Genomic DNA, 13,649 nt, shown 5'->3' on the forward strand with positions numbered 1-13,649 from the left:
GCGTATCATTTGATTACGCCGTTTTTTTATGGAGTATTTGTGCCTAAAACCTATATGCCAGATCCACTTATCGATGCTTTTCTTGATGATCTTTGGTCAAGCAAAGGACTGAGTGATAACACGCTATCGGCCTATCGTACCGATTTACGCCATTTTGATCGTTATCAAGGTCAGCAAGGCGTGACGTTACTTGCGGTTTCTCAGACCGATGTTAGGGCATATCTGGCCTTTAGAGTTGAGCAGAATTTTGCGCGTACCAGTAGCGCTCGGCTGCTCAGCAGCTTACGGCGTTTCTATACTTATCTGGTGCAGACCAAGCAGATTTCAGCCGATCCTATGGCCTTAGTCGAGTCACCTAAGTTAACGCGCCATTTGCCGGATTCTCTGAGTGAGTCGCAGGTTGACCGTTTACTGTCTGAGCCCAATGTGGATGATGCCGTCGAATGCCGTGACAAGGCAATGCTAGAGCTTTTGTATGCAACTGGCCTCAGGGTGAGTGAACTTGTCGGCTTGACCATGGAGCAAATGAGTTTGCGCCAAGGCTTAGTACGTATTGTGGGCAAGGGTGGCAAAGAGCGTCTTGTGCCGCTGGGGGAATTGGCTATTACCGAAGTGGAGGGCTACATGAAATTTGCTCGCCAAGAGTTGCTCGGTAATAAACAATCTGATGTGGTATTTCCGTCGAAACGCGGGCAGATGATGACGCGGCAAACTTTTTGGCATCGGATTAAACTTTATGCTCTGCGTGCGGGGATTGAAACTGCATTATCACCGCACACTTTACGCCATGCTTTTGCCACTCATTTGCTCAATCACGGTGCCGATCTGCGGGTTGTCCAACTGTTATTAGGTCACAGCGACTTATCGACGACACAGATTTATACCCATGTAGCACGGGCAAGATTGCAGGAATTGCATCAACAGCATCATCCTAGAGGCTAAAAAAGGATTTAGTTACAGCATAAATTTGCTTTCCGCGCGGCTTGTCTGTAACTTTTTGCCCCTATACAGGGTCTATTGAATATCTCGAGTTAGAACGGCCCCAATATCTCGTTGTAGCGACACAATTTATAGGATGTCCCATGAAGTTGACCCCAGCATTATCCTTAGTTTTTGCCCTCCTAGTTGCACCACTTGCCAGCGCTGCCACTGCGACGTCTCCCGATACCGCTGCGATTAAGCAAAAACTCGGTGAGATGTTAGATGTTGAAGTCATTTCTATGCAGGACTCACCAATTGAGGGCTTGTATCAAGCAATGACCAACCGCGGCGTGCTCTATATTAGCCGTGATGGTTCAAAACTATTCCACGGTAGTGTGTATGATATCGATAAGGGCATGAAAAACTTAACCGAAGCCGCATTAGCGGGTCCGCGTTTAGAAATGATGAAGCCGCTTGAAGAGAATATGCTTGTCTATAAAGCGAAAAACGAAAAGCACGTGGTCACTGTATTTACCGATGTTAGCTGTGGTTATTGCCGTAAATTGCATAGCCAAATGTCTGACTACAATAAACTTGGTATTACAGTGCGTTACTTAGCCTTCCCGCGCGCGGGTGTGCCGTCAGCTAATGCCGACGAGATGCAAGCTATCTGGTGTGCTAAAGATCCATTAAAAGCCATGACTGATGCTAAAGCGGGCAGCAAAGTTGCCGCGGCAACATGTGATGCTAAAATTGCTGAGCAATATGCTTTAGGCACAACCTTTGGTGTTAATGGTACGCCTGCAATCGTATTAGAAGATGGCAATATGATCCCTGGTTATCAACCGCCTGAAGACTTATTACGCACCTTAGAGGCACGTCAGTAACAGCCTAAAATGTAAAATTTATCCCACGAAAGGTGAGCTTAAGGCTCACCTTTTTGTTATCTTATTGCCACGATTTCATGAGAGTTTGAGTCCCTTGATCCATAAGATAGTCCGTCGCCCAACCGTTGATGATAGCCATTTACCCGCTCATCTTTCGCCGCTATTGAAACAGCTTTACGCTCGCCGTGGTGCGCTCACCCACGAATGCGAGCTTGTCCTTAAGGGTCTATTAAGACCTGAAACCATGAAAGGCTTGCCCGAAGCCGCGGTGCTTATCGCCGATGCCATGCAGGCGAATAAGTCGATTCTGATCGTGGGTGACTTTGACGCAGACGGCGCCACATCGACCAGTGTGTGTATGTTGGCGCTGCGGATGATGGGCGCGGTGAAAGTGGATTATTTGATCCCCAATCGCTTCGATTACGGCTACGGCTTAAGCCCTGAAATTGTTGCAGTTGCGGCTTCCAAACAGGCTGAGCTACTCATCACAGTTGATAATGGTATTTCATCAATTGACGGTGTTGCGGCGGCCAAAGCCTTTGGTATGCAAGTGGTGATTACCGACCATCATTTACCCGGCCATGAGTTACCCGCTGCCGATGCGATAGTGAACCCTAACCAACCGGGCTGTCCATTTGCCAGTAAATCGATAGCGGGTGTCGGCGTGGCCTTTTATTTGATGACGGCATTAAGGGCTGAATTACGGACGCGAAACTGGTATCAAACCCATGGTATTTCTGAGCCTAATTTAGGCACATTACTCGATATCGTTGCCCTTGGCACCGTTGCCGATGTGGTGTCACTCGATGCCAATAATCGTATTTTGGTTGAAGCAGGTTTGCAGCGCGTGCGAGCCGGGCGTTGCCGTGTGGGGATTACTGCGTTGCTTGAAGTGGCGAAGCGAAATCCGGCGCGCATTGTCGCATCTGACTTTGGTTTTGCCGTAGGCCCTAGACTGAATGCCGCAGGGCGACTAGATGAAATGGCACTTGGGGTTGAAACCTTACTCTGCGAAGACATGATGTATGCACGGCGCATGGCGGCAGAGCTTGACGGATTGAATCAAGAACGTCGTGAGCTGGAAGTCGGCATGCAGCAGGAAGCCTTAAAAAGCCTAGAGCACTTAAAGCTTAACGAAGCCGAGTTGCCTTGGGGGATTGCCTTATTTCAAGAGGATTGGCATCAAGGCGTGATCGGGATTTTGGCCTCGCGCATTAAAGACAAATACCATAGACCCGTGATTGCCTTTGCCGATGCGGGCAATGGTGAAATTAAAGGCTCGGCGCGTTCGATCAAAGGCTTGCATATGCGCGACTTATTGGAGTTAGTGAACACTCGCCATCCGGGACTGATTATCAAATTTGGTGGTCATGCAATGGCGGCGGGTTTATCGCTCAAAGCGGGCAGTTTTGCTACTTTTGCCAAAGCCTATGATGATGCGGTGCGTGAGCAGCTTAAACCTGAGTTGTTAACGGGTGAGCTTTGGTCCGATGGCGAGCTCACTCCCGCAGAGTTGAATCTTGAAATGGCTCAGTTACTGCGCAATGCGGGGCCTTGGGGACAAGCTTTCGAAGAGCCGTTATTCGATGGTTACTTTACGATAGTGCAACAACGTCTTGTCGGTGAGCGCCACCTTAAGCTCGTACTTGAAACCCAATGCGGCACTGTGATGCTCGATGCGATTGCTTTTAATGTGGATTTGTACACTTGGCCAGATGCGACGATTAATCATGCCCGTGTTGTGTATAAACTCGATGTGAATGAGTATCGCGGCAATTTTTCGCTGCAACTTATGGTTGAGCAAATCGAAGCTATGTAAGATGACAAGGAGTTAAGTTGAAATCATTATCCGATAAAAAAATTCGCCAGCTACTTAAGCGTTTTGCTTGGATATATGTTATCTGCTTAAGTGTACCGTTTATCTCAACCTTACTCACTACTAAGGCTCAGGGGCAAATGCTGCTTATGGGGATTTGGCCCGCAGCCTCCTTGTTTTACTTTCTCGCTTACCGTTATTTAGCTAAATCCTTTAAGTATGAAATCAATCGCCACTTAGCCTTTAGTTATCATGGCGGTGGCACTTTAGCGGGGGCTTTGTATTCGTTAGCTAAAGTGGTGTTATTAGCGATGGCATTTATGATATTTATGAGTGCCAATAACACCTGAACTGACGTTAACGGAAAATTTCGGAGAAAGGAAAATGCTGCAGGAAACAGGATACAGAGTCAGTACAGATCAAGCTGAAATGAATCTTGAGGTTATCCATGGCTTTATTAGTAATAGCTATTGGGCGCAGGGCATGCCAAAGGCGCTGCTACAAAAAGCGTTAGCCAATAGCCTGTGTTTTGGGGTATTTGATAAGGACAATCAACAAGTGGCTTTTGGCCGCTTAATCACAGATAAAGCCACTTTTGCCTATCTTGCCGATGTGTTTGTACTTGAGTCGCACCGTGGCTTAGGCTTAAGTAAGTTGATGATGACATCAATTATGGAACATCCTGAATTACAAGGTTTAAGACGGATAATGTTAGCCACCCGCGATGCCCATGGACTCTACGCCCAGTTTGGTTTCAACGCGGTCGATCCCCCTGAAATGCTCATGCAAATTAGGCCTGCTAAGCCTTATCAATACCTTAGTTAACATCAAAAAAATAGCCAGCATTTGCTGGCTATTTTTGCGTTAGCTTTGATGTCTGTTGACGAAGCCTTAAGCGGCTTTGGTCGCGGCGGTTTCTTCATCGCTGTGGCGAATTAAGTAATCAAATGCGCCCAGTGATGCGGTCGCGCCGCTGCCCATGGCAATGATAATTTGCTTGAAAGGTGAGTTAGTGACATCACCTGCGGCAAAAATACCTGGGACTGAGGTTTGCCCGCGCTCATCGACTATGATCTCGCCCCTTGGGGTTAAATCGATCGTGCCCTTCAACCATTCCGCATTCGGTACTAGCCCAATCTGCACGAAGATACCTGCAAGTGCGACATGGTGACTCTCGCCAGTGGCTCTGTCTGTGTAGTTCAGGCCATTAACCCGAGTACCATCGCCAGTCACTTCAGTGGTCATGGCTTGGGTAATGATTTTAATGTTACCCATAGAAGCCGCTTTACGTTGCAGTACATCGTCGGCGCGCAGGGTTTTATCAAATTCCAGCACAGTCACATGTTCTACTATGTTCGCAAGATCGATAGCCGCTTCGATACCTGAGTTACCGCCGCCGATCACCGCCACACGCTTGCCCTTAAATAACGGGCCATCACAATGTGGGCAGTATGCGACGCCTTTGCCACGGTATTCTTTCTCGCCGGGGACGTTCATCTCACGCCAGCGGGCACCTGTGGCTAACAATACGGTACGGCTACGTAATTTAGCGCCGCTTGCCAGTTCAAGCTCGAACAAGCCATCTGTTGATAACGACACTGCCTTTTGGTTGTCCATGATGTCGACTTCGTAGTCTCGTACATGGGCTTCAAGGTTTGCCACTAGTTTTGGACCTTCGGTCGCTTTGACCGAAATAAAGTTCTCGATACCGACGGTTTCAGCCACTTGTCCGCCAAACTTGTCGGCAACAATACCGGTGCGAAGTCCTTTACGTGCTGCATAAATAGCTGCCGCTGCGCCGGCTGGGCCGCCGCCAACGACTAAGACTTCGAATGGCGCTTTTTCATTAATTTTATCGGCCTTACGGCTTGCGGCATTGGTATCCAGTTTATTGAGGATCTCGCCAATGCTGATACGGCCGGCTGCAAACACTTCGCCATTTAAGTAGACAGAAGGCACAGCCATAATGTTTTTGCTGGTTACTTCTTCTTGGAACAGGGCACCGTCGATCATCACGTTGGTGATATTCGGGTTAATAGCCGCCATCATGTTCAGTGCCTGTACTACGTCTGGGCAGTTTTGGCAGGTCAGTGAGACGTAAGTTTCAAAGGCATATTTGCCTGGCAGATTGCGGATCTGCTCAATAATATCATCGCTGAGTTTGATTGGGTGTCCACCCGTGTGCAGTAATGCCAGCACGAGTGAGGTAAATTCGTGACCCATAGGCAGACCAGCAAAGCTGATTTGCGTATTAAGCTCTGGGTTAATCACTGTCATCGCTGGGATGCGTTCGCCCTGAACTTCTTTCAGGCTCACCAGAGAAGATAGGCTGACAATGTCTTGCGCTAAGCTTTTTAATTCTTGAGACTTTCTACTCTCATCTGCAGACACGACAAGTTCAACTGGTCTTTTGAGGTTTTGCAGATAGGTTTGCAGTTGATTTTTTAAATTCGCATCTAACATGTGATGACTCCAAAATCGCTTAAAAGGGAGAAATAAGGGGGCCAGTCTAGGCCCTTGCAGGGGCGGGCTTAATCCTTTGCTGCGTGGCGCTACAACTGTGTTGGCTGTAACGCCAATCAGCTTGGGACGCTAGACTGGCGGGGTTGACGCTTTGCAGGCTAAATTAGATTTTGCCAACGAGGTCTAAAGACGGTGCTAATGTTTCGTCACCTGGTTGCCATTTAGCTGGGCAAACTTCGCCATCGTGAGTAGCAACATATTGAGCTGCTTGAATTTTACGAACTAGCTCTTGAGCGCTACGGCCGATGCCTAAATCGTGAACTTCGCTGACCTTGATTTGGCCTTCAGGGTTAATCACGAAAGTACCACGCAGTGCTAAACCGTCTTCTTCAATCATCACGCCGAAGTTACGGCTGATAGTGCCTGTTGGGTCAGCCAGCATTGGGAAGTTGATCTTCTTGATGGTGTCTGACGTGTCATGCCATGCTTTGTGAGTGAAGTGAGTGTCAGTTGATACTGAGTAAACTTCAACGCCCATACCTTGCAGTTTTTCGTAGTGATCCGCCATGTCGCCTAATTCAGTTGGGCAAACAAAGGTAAAATCTGCTGGGTAGAAGAATACGACTGACCACTTACCTAACAGGTCTTGTTCAGTTACTGGAACGAACTCACCATTGTGGAATGCAGTGGCTTTGAATGGTTTGATTGTGCTGTTGATAATTGATTGAGTCATTTTATGCTTCCATTTAGTTGATGATGGCTTAAGTTCATAACGAGGACATTTGCTTGCGTCCTGTCGATGTGAAGCATATTACCGACTCGATTAAAATTAAGATAACGGATAAAAGCTATCATTCTAATCGGTTTGGCCGAATGATGATGCGATTAGGTCGGATTCAATCGGTTTTTCTGCGACTGCTGCGGTTTTGGCGTGACTGGGTGTAGTTTAGGTTTAGCCTGCTGGTCTTTGGTGATTGAGATAAGATAAATTTCGAGCATAAAAAAGGATATCAATGATATCCCTTAAAGTGTAAATACAATTAAAACAAGATACTGAGGTTCTAGGTTCTAGGTTCTAGTTCTGTGCTTTGGGTTGAGTTAACCAAGTGCTGAGTAAGCGCACGCCGTAACCTGTTGCGCCCGCAGGCACAACAGCGGTATCGGTGGCGGTTAAGGCATTGCCCGCGATATCTAAATGTGCCCAAGGCTGTTCGCCCGCAAAGCGTTTTAAGAACATGGCCGCAGAGGAAGCGCCTGCGCTGCCTTCTTTACCTGTGTTTGTGAGATCCGCGATAGTGGATTTAAGCTCATCCGCATAGGCTTGATCTAACGGTAAGCGCCAGACCTTTTCGCCAACCTGTTGACCTGCATAAGTTAGCTGCTGTACTAAAGGCTCAGAATCGGTAAACAAGCCTGCATAAACATTGCCTAACGCACTCACTTTTGAGCCAGTCAGTGTCGCAACATCGATAATCACTGATGGCTTATAATTTTCTCTGGCATACCAGAGGCCATCGGCCAGCACTAGGCGACCTTCGGCGTCGGTATTGAGCACTTCAACGGTGAGACCTTGGGCGGTTTTAATCACATCACCAGGGATCATTGCATGACCCGATACCATGTTCTCCGCCATGGGCATAATCGCCACTACGTTGACTGGCGCTTTTTGAATCGCCATGGCTTTAATAGTGCCAAGCACTGTGGCTGCACCTGCCATATCTGACTTCATCCGCGCGATTGAAGTACCTGTCGCCTTAATATTGTAACCACCCGAGTCGAAGGTGATACCTTTACCGACCAGTGCGATTGGCGCGTCTTTGCTACCAGGCCAATGGGCGACCACTAACTTAGGTGGGCGCTCGCTGCCTTTACCTACAGCAGCTAAGGCGCCCAGTTGTAGACGTTCGATATCTTTGGTTTCTAATACCGTGACTTTAACGCCGAGGGATTTGAGTTTTCTGGCTTCGTTAGCAAAGCTGTCGGGATACATAATGTCTGCAGGTGCGTTTGTCAGATCGCGCGCTAAAAACACACCCGCTTCAACCGCTTGCAGATTTTTATGGTGTTTTTGGTTGCGACTTAAATCATCGACAGCGATTTGGTAATTCTTCTCGGCACGGGGGCTCGCTTTGAACTGAGTGTAGCGATAACTGCGTAGTTCAATTCCGTGTGCAAGCTCAGAGGCAAATAGCGGCGCGGCAGTTAAGCCTTGGGTGAGTACACGCACTGTAGCTTGGGGAACCGTATCGAGTTTGGCCGCAACATTGCCACCGATGGTATTAATGTCACCGGGCGTTAAGTTTTTTGCATCGCCAATGCCGACCAGTAAGACCCGTTTAGCATCAATTTCGCTGGGTACCAAAATCTCGAGGATTTCCCCCCGTTTGCCGGAAAAAATATTATCCGCCGTTGCTAGGTTTAATTGATCTTGGGTCGACTGAGGTAAAAAGTCGATCCCATAGGTAGTAGAATCAGCGCTTTGGAATAGCACTAATGTATCTGAATTCAGTGAGCTACGAGTGTCAAAACTAAAACTTTCGGCGTTAGCATTGAGAGAGTTAAGGCACGCCAGAGCCATAACGCTTAACATAAATTTGTGCTTATTTTTCATGGTGACAGCTCATATCATGGAAGTGTGAGAAGAATATCAAAGCTCAGCCTTAGGGTTAACTAATTTACGCTATTTTGCTGATATTAGTATTAAATCCAAGGCCCAAAGCGTGTCAATGATCGATCAAGGGCAAAACCCAATTGTTGCGATAAAGATTGAGCACTACTTTTAAGGGCCGAGGTGCCTAAAAGCTGTGGCGATTGGCTCGCAAAAATCACCCAATTACCGCCGCCTGTGAGACAAGCGTTCACATGGGCAAAGTGTTGTTGTAAGTCGGCTAACAACTCGCGATTTTGGCTATGTTCTTTCCAGCAGTTCAGCACTAAATACCCATTGGGTTTGATGAGGTTAGTGCACTGCTCAAGGAATATTGGCGAAAGCTGCCCTGTTTCAACGCCTTTGGCTGTATAAATATCGGCAAAAATTACATCCACTTTTTTATGATCGCCAGCAGCTAAAAAGGCAATAGCATCATCATTGATAAGATTGAGCTTTTTACCTATCGGCAGTTGAAAATAGCGCTTAGCTAACTCAATCACCGCGGGGCGTAATTCCACCGCTGTTAACTTTATTGCCGCGTCGAAATTGCGCAGTGAGTGAATAATCGAGCCGCCGCCTAAACCTAAAACAATAGCGCTCTTGGGCTTACAAAACAGTAAAACCAACAACATGGCTTGCACATAAGTGTGCTGGGGAATATGGGGCGCCGCCTTGAGGATCTTACTCTGCTCATCGTTATCCCCAAAGGACAGGATCCGTGAGTCGTCGTAATCGATTACACGAATCGGGCCTAGTGCGTCTTGGGTTTCATGTAAGAGGGTAGAATCGGCCATATTGGATTAATTACTCGATTTAGCTGTTTGGCTTGTTTGCACGGGCTATAACTGCTCGCGCAAAAAAGTTAGAATTCAGACAGTTTTAGTTAATTGAGCCGCTATTATGACAAATCAAATCCTGCTTGCCTGTATTTATCTTGCAGTGTTTATCTTTTTACAGCGCGCCTTAACCCATTGGGTTAGAAAACTCGCGCAAATGAAGCAAGTGAGTGTTGCACGGACCAGTTTAGTGACCCGTTTTATTTCCTATGTGATGTTTTTTATTACTCTGTCCTTGATGGCGGTCTCGCTCGGACTGGGCTATCAGGATGTGTCGCTATTTGTGTCATCCGCCTTTGCAGTGATGGGCGTAGCATTGGTTGCTCAATGGTCGATATTGAGTAATTTAACCGCTGGCGTGCTGATCTTTTTCGTGTTTCCCTACCGTATCGGTGAACGTATTAGAGTGGTTGATAAGGATGAAGATATTAGCGGCGTGATCATCGAAATCGCTTTATTCCATGTGCTTATTCACCGCGACAATGGCGATACCATTACTTATCCCAATAACCTCATGCTGCAAAAGGCAGTGTTAAAGCTCGCCGATCAAACTCCCTTAGCCGAACGTCAGGCCTTACTCGAAGGCAAAAAGAAGTTTGATCCTGAGTAACAAAGGATATAGATACATGGTCATTGAAGAAGAGGTTGGCAAATTGATTGATACTGAACTTTATAGTTCATTACTCGTCTATACAAAAAAGAATAGCAAAGTAAATGTGAATGAATGTGATCTACCTAAAGTGTTATTAGCCTATGATGCACAAAAAATAAACGCCGCCGAGTTTTCTATTTTAGAGATGGAGAAGATAGTGTCATCGAACATGCCACTATTTACTCGTTTCTTCGATAAAAAAATTGATACTTTTATTGATGCACCAGATGAGCAAGAGAGCAATGATGATGTTATCGCAACACTGCCTTTTTATAAAAATTTCTTGGTGATATACATTATTGAGTTCTGCCTCTTAATTGAAAAACAAGATGAACTAGAACGTTACCTTAAAAAAATAAGAGTACCAGACAGCAAAAAATATTCACGAAAATTAAAGGAGATAATGACTGCTTTGTAATTGAGAACAGTCAGAGTTATACGTGTACATAATTTTTAACAAACTTGATAGATCTGGCCATGGTTGGCAACCTTAGTTATTTGGAGTTCGCATGTTTGTAAAGTCAATAACCATTTTTCCTTTTGGTGATATTTCAGGAAAAGGTCAATCAAAAATCTGGGAAAGGAAATTAGATATACCTTATTTAGGGGATGGCTTTCTCATACGTATTTGGGGGACAAAAGAGGGACCAACAGTATCCCAATGTGAGGCATTCGATAAACTCATCAATAATGCAGAGCAGATTAGAAAAGATGCAACTGCTAGGATTATTCATTTCCTTACCTCTTCTGACATAGTTCCTGCAGATATTGAGCTCTCCTCATCCAATGTTTGGGCATTTTTGTTGCCATGCTTGATCGAAGTTCATGCAAATAATGAATACAGCCTTGGTGTTGGTAAGCTTGGTACGAATGCCATTACTATTGGATATGATATTTCTTGGGGTAAAGGTTTTCCCCTTTTGCAGATAGGTGTTTTAGATGGCTTTATCGATGAAATATATTCCGAATAGTGATTATCTGCTTTTTACTAGCAGTTTAATATATGAAAGGATGAATCACTAAAACCATAATATTAGTTAAGGTTTTAGTGATTCATTTGATTTTAAAAAGTTAGATCGTTAGGTGTATTTTCGATAATTACTGAACGCTATTTTAACGAGGCAATAAAGGCTTCAGACTTTTGGCGGTAGGATTCTTCAAATGCAATGATAGCAGCTATGATACCAGAGCCCAAAAGCACTTGTAGAGAGGGGATAAGAGTAGCTATGCCCACTGTCGACCAAAAGTTAAGGCTAAATCCACGTGTCATCCAAAACTGACTCGCTAGGCCAATTAATGAAAGCACGACGGCTAATAACGAAACAACGGTTGTTACTCGGGTAATCATTAATAGTAATGCTAAGTTTTTTGAGGATAAATTTTTATAGGGTTTCATTTTTTACTCTTTCCTTAAGTATTTAATATCTTGTATGTTTAATTTATAAACTAGTGCAGTATTCTTTGAAAAAACGCTACCGCTTGCAGGTACATTTGCAGTGCGAGTGCGGGATCATAGCGTTCGCCTTCATCACGCATAAAGGCGTGTTGGGCGTTGACTTCAAGCCAAGTGAAGTTACGGTTCAGCGCCATTAATTGCTGGTGAATTAGTACTCGGCCTTCCGCAGATACGTGGGGATCTTGCTTGCCGAACACTAACACTAATTCCCCTTGAATATCACCGCTGCGGCTCAATGAGTCATTGCCGTAAGCGCAGGGTAGGGTGTTGGAATGAATGTCGGTAGGATAGAGGCAAAATGCACCTAAAATAGCGGGGTTGAGTGCGGCGCGGTAGGCTAAGTGGCCGCCGATACACACGCCCATAGAGCCAACTTTGCCATTGCAGTAAGTTTGTTGAGTGGCAAAATCGATCAGTGCTTGGGTATCGCTATCGTGATGTTCTAGGGGTTTGGCAAATTTATCGGCGTTACCTTTATCTTTACCTGATTCATCATAGGCCAGTACAGTGCCTAAAGGATTCAGTTCATGGAACACTTCGGGTACTAACACCACAAAACCGTGGCCAGCAAGAATAGTAGCGGTGCGGGCGATGGGCGCAGTTTGCTGAAATATCTCGGAATAAAAGATGATACTTGGGAATATTCCCTGTGCTTCTGGGCGATAGATATAGGTGCGCATTAGCCCTGAAGGTGTGGAGATATCCTGAATTTCCTGAGTCACTAACATATTTATATTCCTCTATGAGGCTTCAAACGTTGAAGCCTCACTTTAGCAGTCAGGATTTTATCTGTCAGTTAAAACAATTCGTTACCAGATAGCTCACCTGCACATAGTGCTTTTATATTGCTCAAGGTCGTTTTGGCAATGGCGCCTAGGGCTTCTTCGGTGAGGAAGGCTTGGTGACCCGTGAAAATCACGTTATGGCAGGCTGATAAACGACGGAATACATCGTCTTGAATAATTTCATTCGATTTGTCTTCGAAGAACAGGCCCTTTTCGTTTTCATATACATCTAGCCCAAGCGAGCCGATTTGTCCCAGTTTTAATGCTTCCATTGCGTCGAAAGCATTGAGTAAACCACCGCGGCTGGTGTTGATCACCATGACACCGGGTTTCATCTTGGCGAAGCTGGCTTGGTTTAGTAAGTGACGGTTATCCGCGGTCAACGGGCAATGCAAGCTGATGATATCGCTGTTGGCATAAATAGAGTCGAGATCTTGATATTCAACATTCAGCGCGATGACAGCCGGATTGATAAAGGGATCGAAGGCAATGACTTTACAACCAAAACCGAGCAATACCTTGATGGTTGCTACGCCGATTTTACCTGTACCAATCACGCCGACGGTTTTGCCGAACATGTTAAAGCCGACTAAGCCTTCGAGGGAGAAGTTGGCATCGCGGGTGCGTTGGTAAGCTTTGTGGATTTTTCGATTCAGTGTCAACATCAGTGCGACTGTATGTTCGGCCACGGATTCAGGAGAATAAGCTGGTACGTTAACGACTTGCATGCCTAAGCGTTTAGCGGCAACTAAATCGACGTTGTTAAATCCAGCGCAGCGCATGGCGATAATTTTTGTGCCACCCTTAGCGAGTTCGACCAGAACTTCTTCACAGAGTGAATCGTTGACGAAGGCGCAGACAATTTCAAAACCTTCGGCAAGCTTCACTGTTTGCATGCAGAGGCGATAATCGAAGTACTCAATTTGTGCACCAAACGCAGCATTTGTGCGGTTAAAGTGCTGCATGTCGTAATGTTTTGCGCTAAAAAATCCAATTCTCATTTCAGTCACCTAACGGGTTTGCTGATGTAATTATCTGGCAAAGAGTGTAAGTGAGTTAGGGCTTTTTGTCCTTAGCCTTAGAAAATTCCCCGTTAAAAGAGTGAGCTTTATCATCAATTGGGAATAAAAAAAGCGAGCCCCTGACGGCTCGCTTATTGATTGACTGCTTTTACTTGAAGTGT

At 45.8% G+C, this 13,649-nt stretch carries 15 protein-coding genes; 8 read left to right on the plus strand and 7 right to left on the minus strand.

Annotated features, from left to right (window positions below):
- Positions 1–39 precede the first annotated feature (39 nt).
- The 5 genes from xerD (at position 40) to HUB64_RS15245 (ending at position 4,449) form a co-directional block, all read left to right on the plus strand.
- Positions 40–942, plus strand: coding sequence for a site-specific tyrosine recombinase XerD (xerD, locus tag HUB64_RS15225; protein ID WP_173497326.1), 903 nt, complete (start codon positions 40–42; stop codon positions 940–942).
- A 140-nt stretch (positions 943–1,082) separates the two neighbouring features.
- On the plus strand, positions 1,083–1,808 hold the full coding sequence (dsbC, locus tag HUB64_RS15230; protein ID WP_105250085.1) for a bifunctional protein-disulfide isomerase/oxidoreductase DsbC: 726 nt from the start codon (positions 1,083–1,085) through the stop codon (positions 1,806–1,808).
- Positions 1,809–1,902: 94 nt separating this feature from the next.
- Positions 1,903–3,627 carry a single-stranded-DNA-specific exonuclease RecJ gene (recJ, locus tag HUB64_RS15235; RefSeq protein WP_173497327.1) on the plus strand — a complete coding sequence of 575 codons (1,725 nt, stop codon included), beginning with the start codon at positions 1,903–1,905 and terminating at the stop codon, positions 3,625–3,627.
- Positions 3,628–3,644: 17 nt separating this feature from the next.
- A complete protein-coding gene (locus tag HUB64_RS15240; RefSeq protein ID WP_105250083.1) occupies positions 3,645–3,974 on the plus strand; it encodes a hypothetical protein in 330 nt (109 codons plus the stop codon).
- A gap of 34 nt (positions 3,975–4,008) precedes the next feature.
- A complete protein-coding gene (locus HUB64_RS15245) occupies positions 4,009–4,449 on the plus strand; it encodes a GNAT family N-acetyltransferase (RefSeq protein WP_173497328.1) in 441 nt (146 codons plus the stop codon).
- A 66-nt stretch (positions 4,450–4,515) separates the two neighbouring features.
- On the opposite strand, the gene ahpF is transcribed toward HUB64_RS15245, so the two are convergent.
- The 4 genes from ahpF to HUB64_RS15265 all read right to left on the minus strand — a co-directional run bounded on the left by ahpF (position 4,516) and on the right by HUB64_RS15265 (position 9,531).
- Positions 4,516–6,087, minus strand: coding sequence for an alkyl hydroperoxide reductase subunit F (ahpF, locus tag HUB64_RS15250; RefSeq protein WP_173497329.1), 1,572 nt, complete (start codon positions 6,085–6,087; stop codon positions 4,516–4,518).
- Positions 6,088–6,250: 163 nt separating this feature from the next.
- A complete protein-coding gene (gene ahpC, locus HUB64_RS15255; RefSeq protein ID WP_105250080.1) occupies positions 6,251–6,820 on the minus strand; it encodes an alkyl hydroperoxide reductase subunit C in 570 nt (189 codons plus the stop codon).
- Between the two features lie 342 nt (positions 6,821–7,162).
- Positions 7,163–8,698, minus strand: coding sequence for a leucyl aminopeptidase (locus tag HUB64_RS15260; protein ID WP_173497330.1), 1,536 nt, complete (start codon positions 8,696–8,698; stop codon positions 7,163–7,165).
- Between the two features lie 89 nt (positions 8,699–8,787).
- Entirely contained in the window at positions 8,788–9,531 is a 744-nt protein-coding gene (locus HUB64_RS15265; RefSeq protein ID WP_113939824.1) for a spermidine synthase, read from the minus strand.
- 106 nt (positions 9,532–9,637) lie between these two features.
- On the opposite strand from HUB64_RS15265, the gene HUB64_RS15270 reads away from it, so the two are divergent.
- The 3 genes from HUB64_RS15270 to HUB64_RS15280 all read left to right on the plus strand — a co-directional run bounded on the left by HUB64_RS15270 (position 9,638) and on the right by HUB64_RS15280 (position 11,196).
- Positions 9,638–10,183: a mechanosensitive ion channel family protein gene (locus HUB64_RS15270; protein ID WP_106651494.1), complete on the plus strand. Its 546-nt coding sequence runs from the start codon at positions 9,638–9,640 to the stop codon at positions 10,181–10,183.
- 16 nt (positions 10,184–10,199) lie between these two features.
- Entirely contained in the window at positions 10,200–10,643 is a 444-nt protein-coding gene (locus HUB64_RS15275; protein ID WP_173497331.1) for a hypothetical protein, read from the plus strand.
- Positions 10,644–10,734: 91 nt separating this feature from the next.
- Entirely contained in the window at positions 10,735–11,196 is a 462-nt protein-coding gene (locus HUB64_RS15280) for a hypothetical protein (protein ID WP_173497332.1), read from the plus strand.
- Positions 11,197–11,333: 137 nt separating this feature from the next.
- Here HUB64_RS15280 and HUB64_RS15285 read toward each other — a convergent pair whose 3' ends face one another.
- From HUB64_RS15285 to HUB64_RS15295, 3 genes are all read right to left on the minus strand, one after another.
- Complete coding sequence (locus HUB64_RS15285; protein ID WP_173246570.1) at positions 11,334–11,621, minus strand: hypothetical protein; 288 nt, start codon at positions 11,619–11,621, stop codon at positions 11,334–11,336.
- A 50-nt stretch (positions 11,622–11,671) separates the two neighbouring features.
- A complete protein-coding gene (locus tag HUB64_RS15290) occupies positions 11,672–12,409 on the minus strand; it encodes a dienelactone hydrolase family protein (RefSeq protein WP_173497333.1) in 738 nt (245 codons plus the stop codon).
- Between the two features lie 68 nt (positions 12,410–12,477).
- On the minus strand, positions 12,478–13,467 hold the full coding sequence (locus tag HUB64_RS15295; protein WP_105250073.1) for a 2-hydroxyacid dehydrogenase: 990 nt from the start codon (positions 13,465–13,467) through the stop codon (positions 12,478–12,480).
- Between the last annotated feature and the right edge of the window lie 182 nt (positions 13,468–13,649).

Origin of the sequence: Shewanella sp. ISTPL2 (genome assembly GCF_013283205.1) — a bacterium.
Lineage (GTDB): Bacteria > Pseudomonadota > Gammaproteobacteria > Enterobacterales > Shewanellaceae > Shewanella > Shewanella oncorhynchi.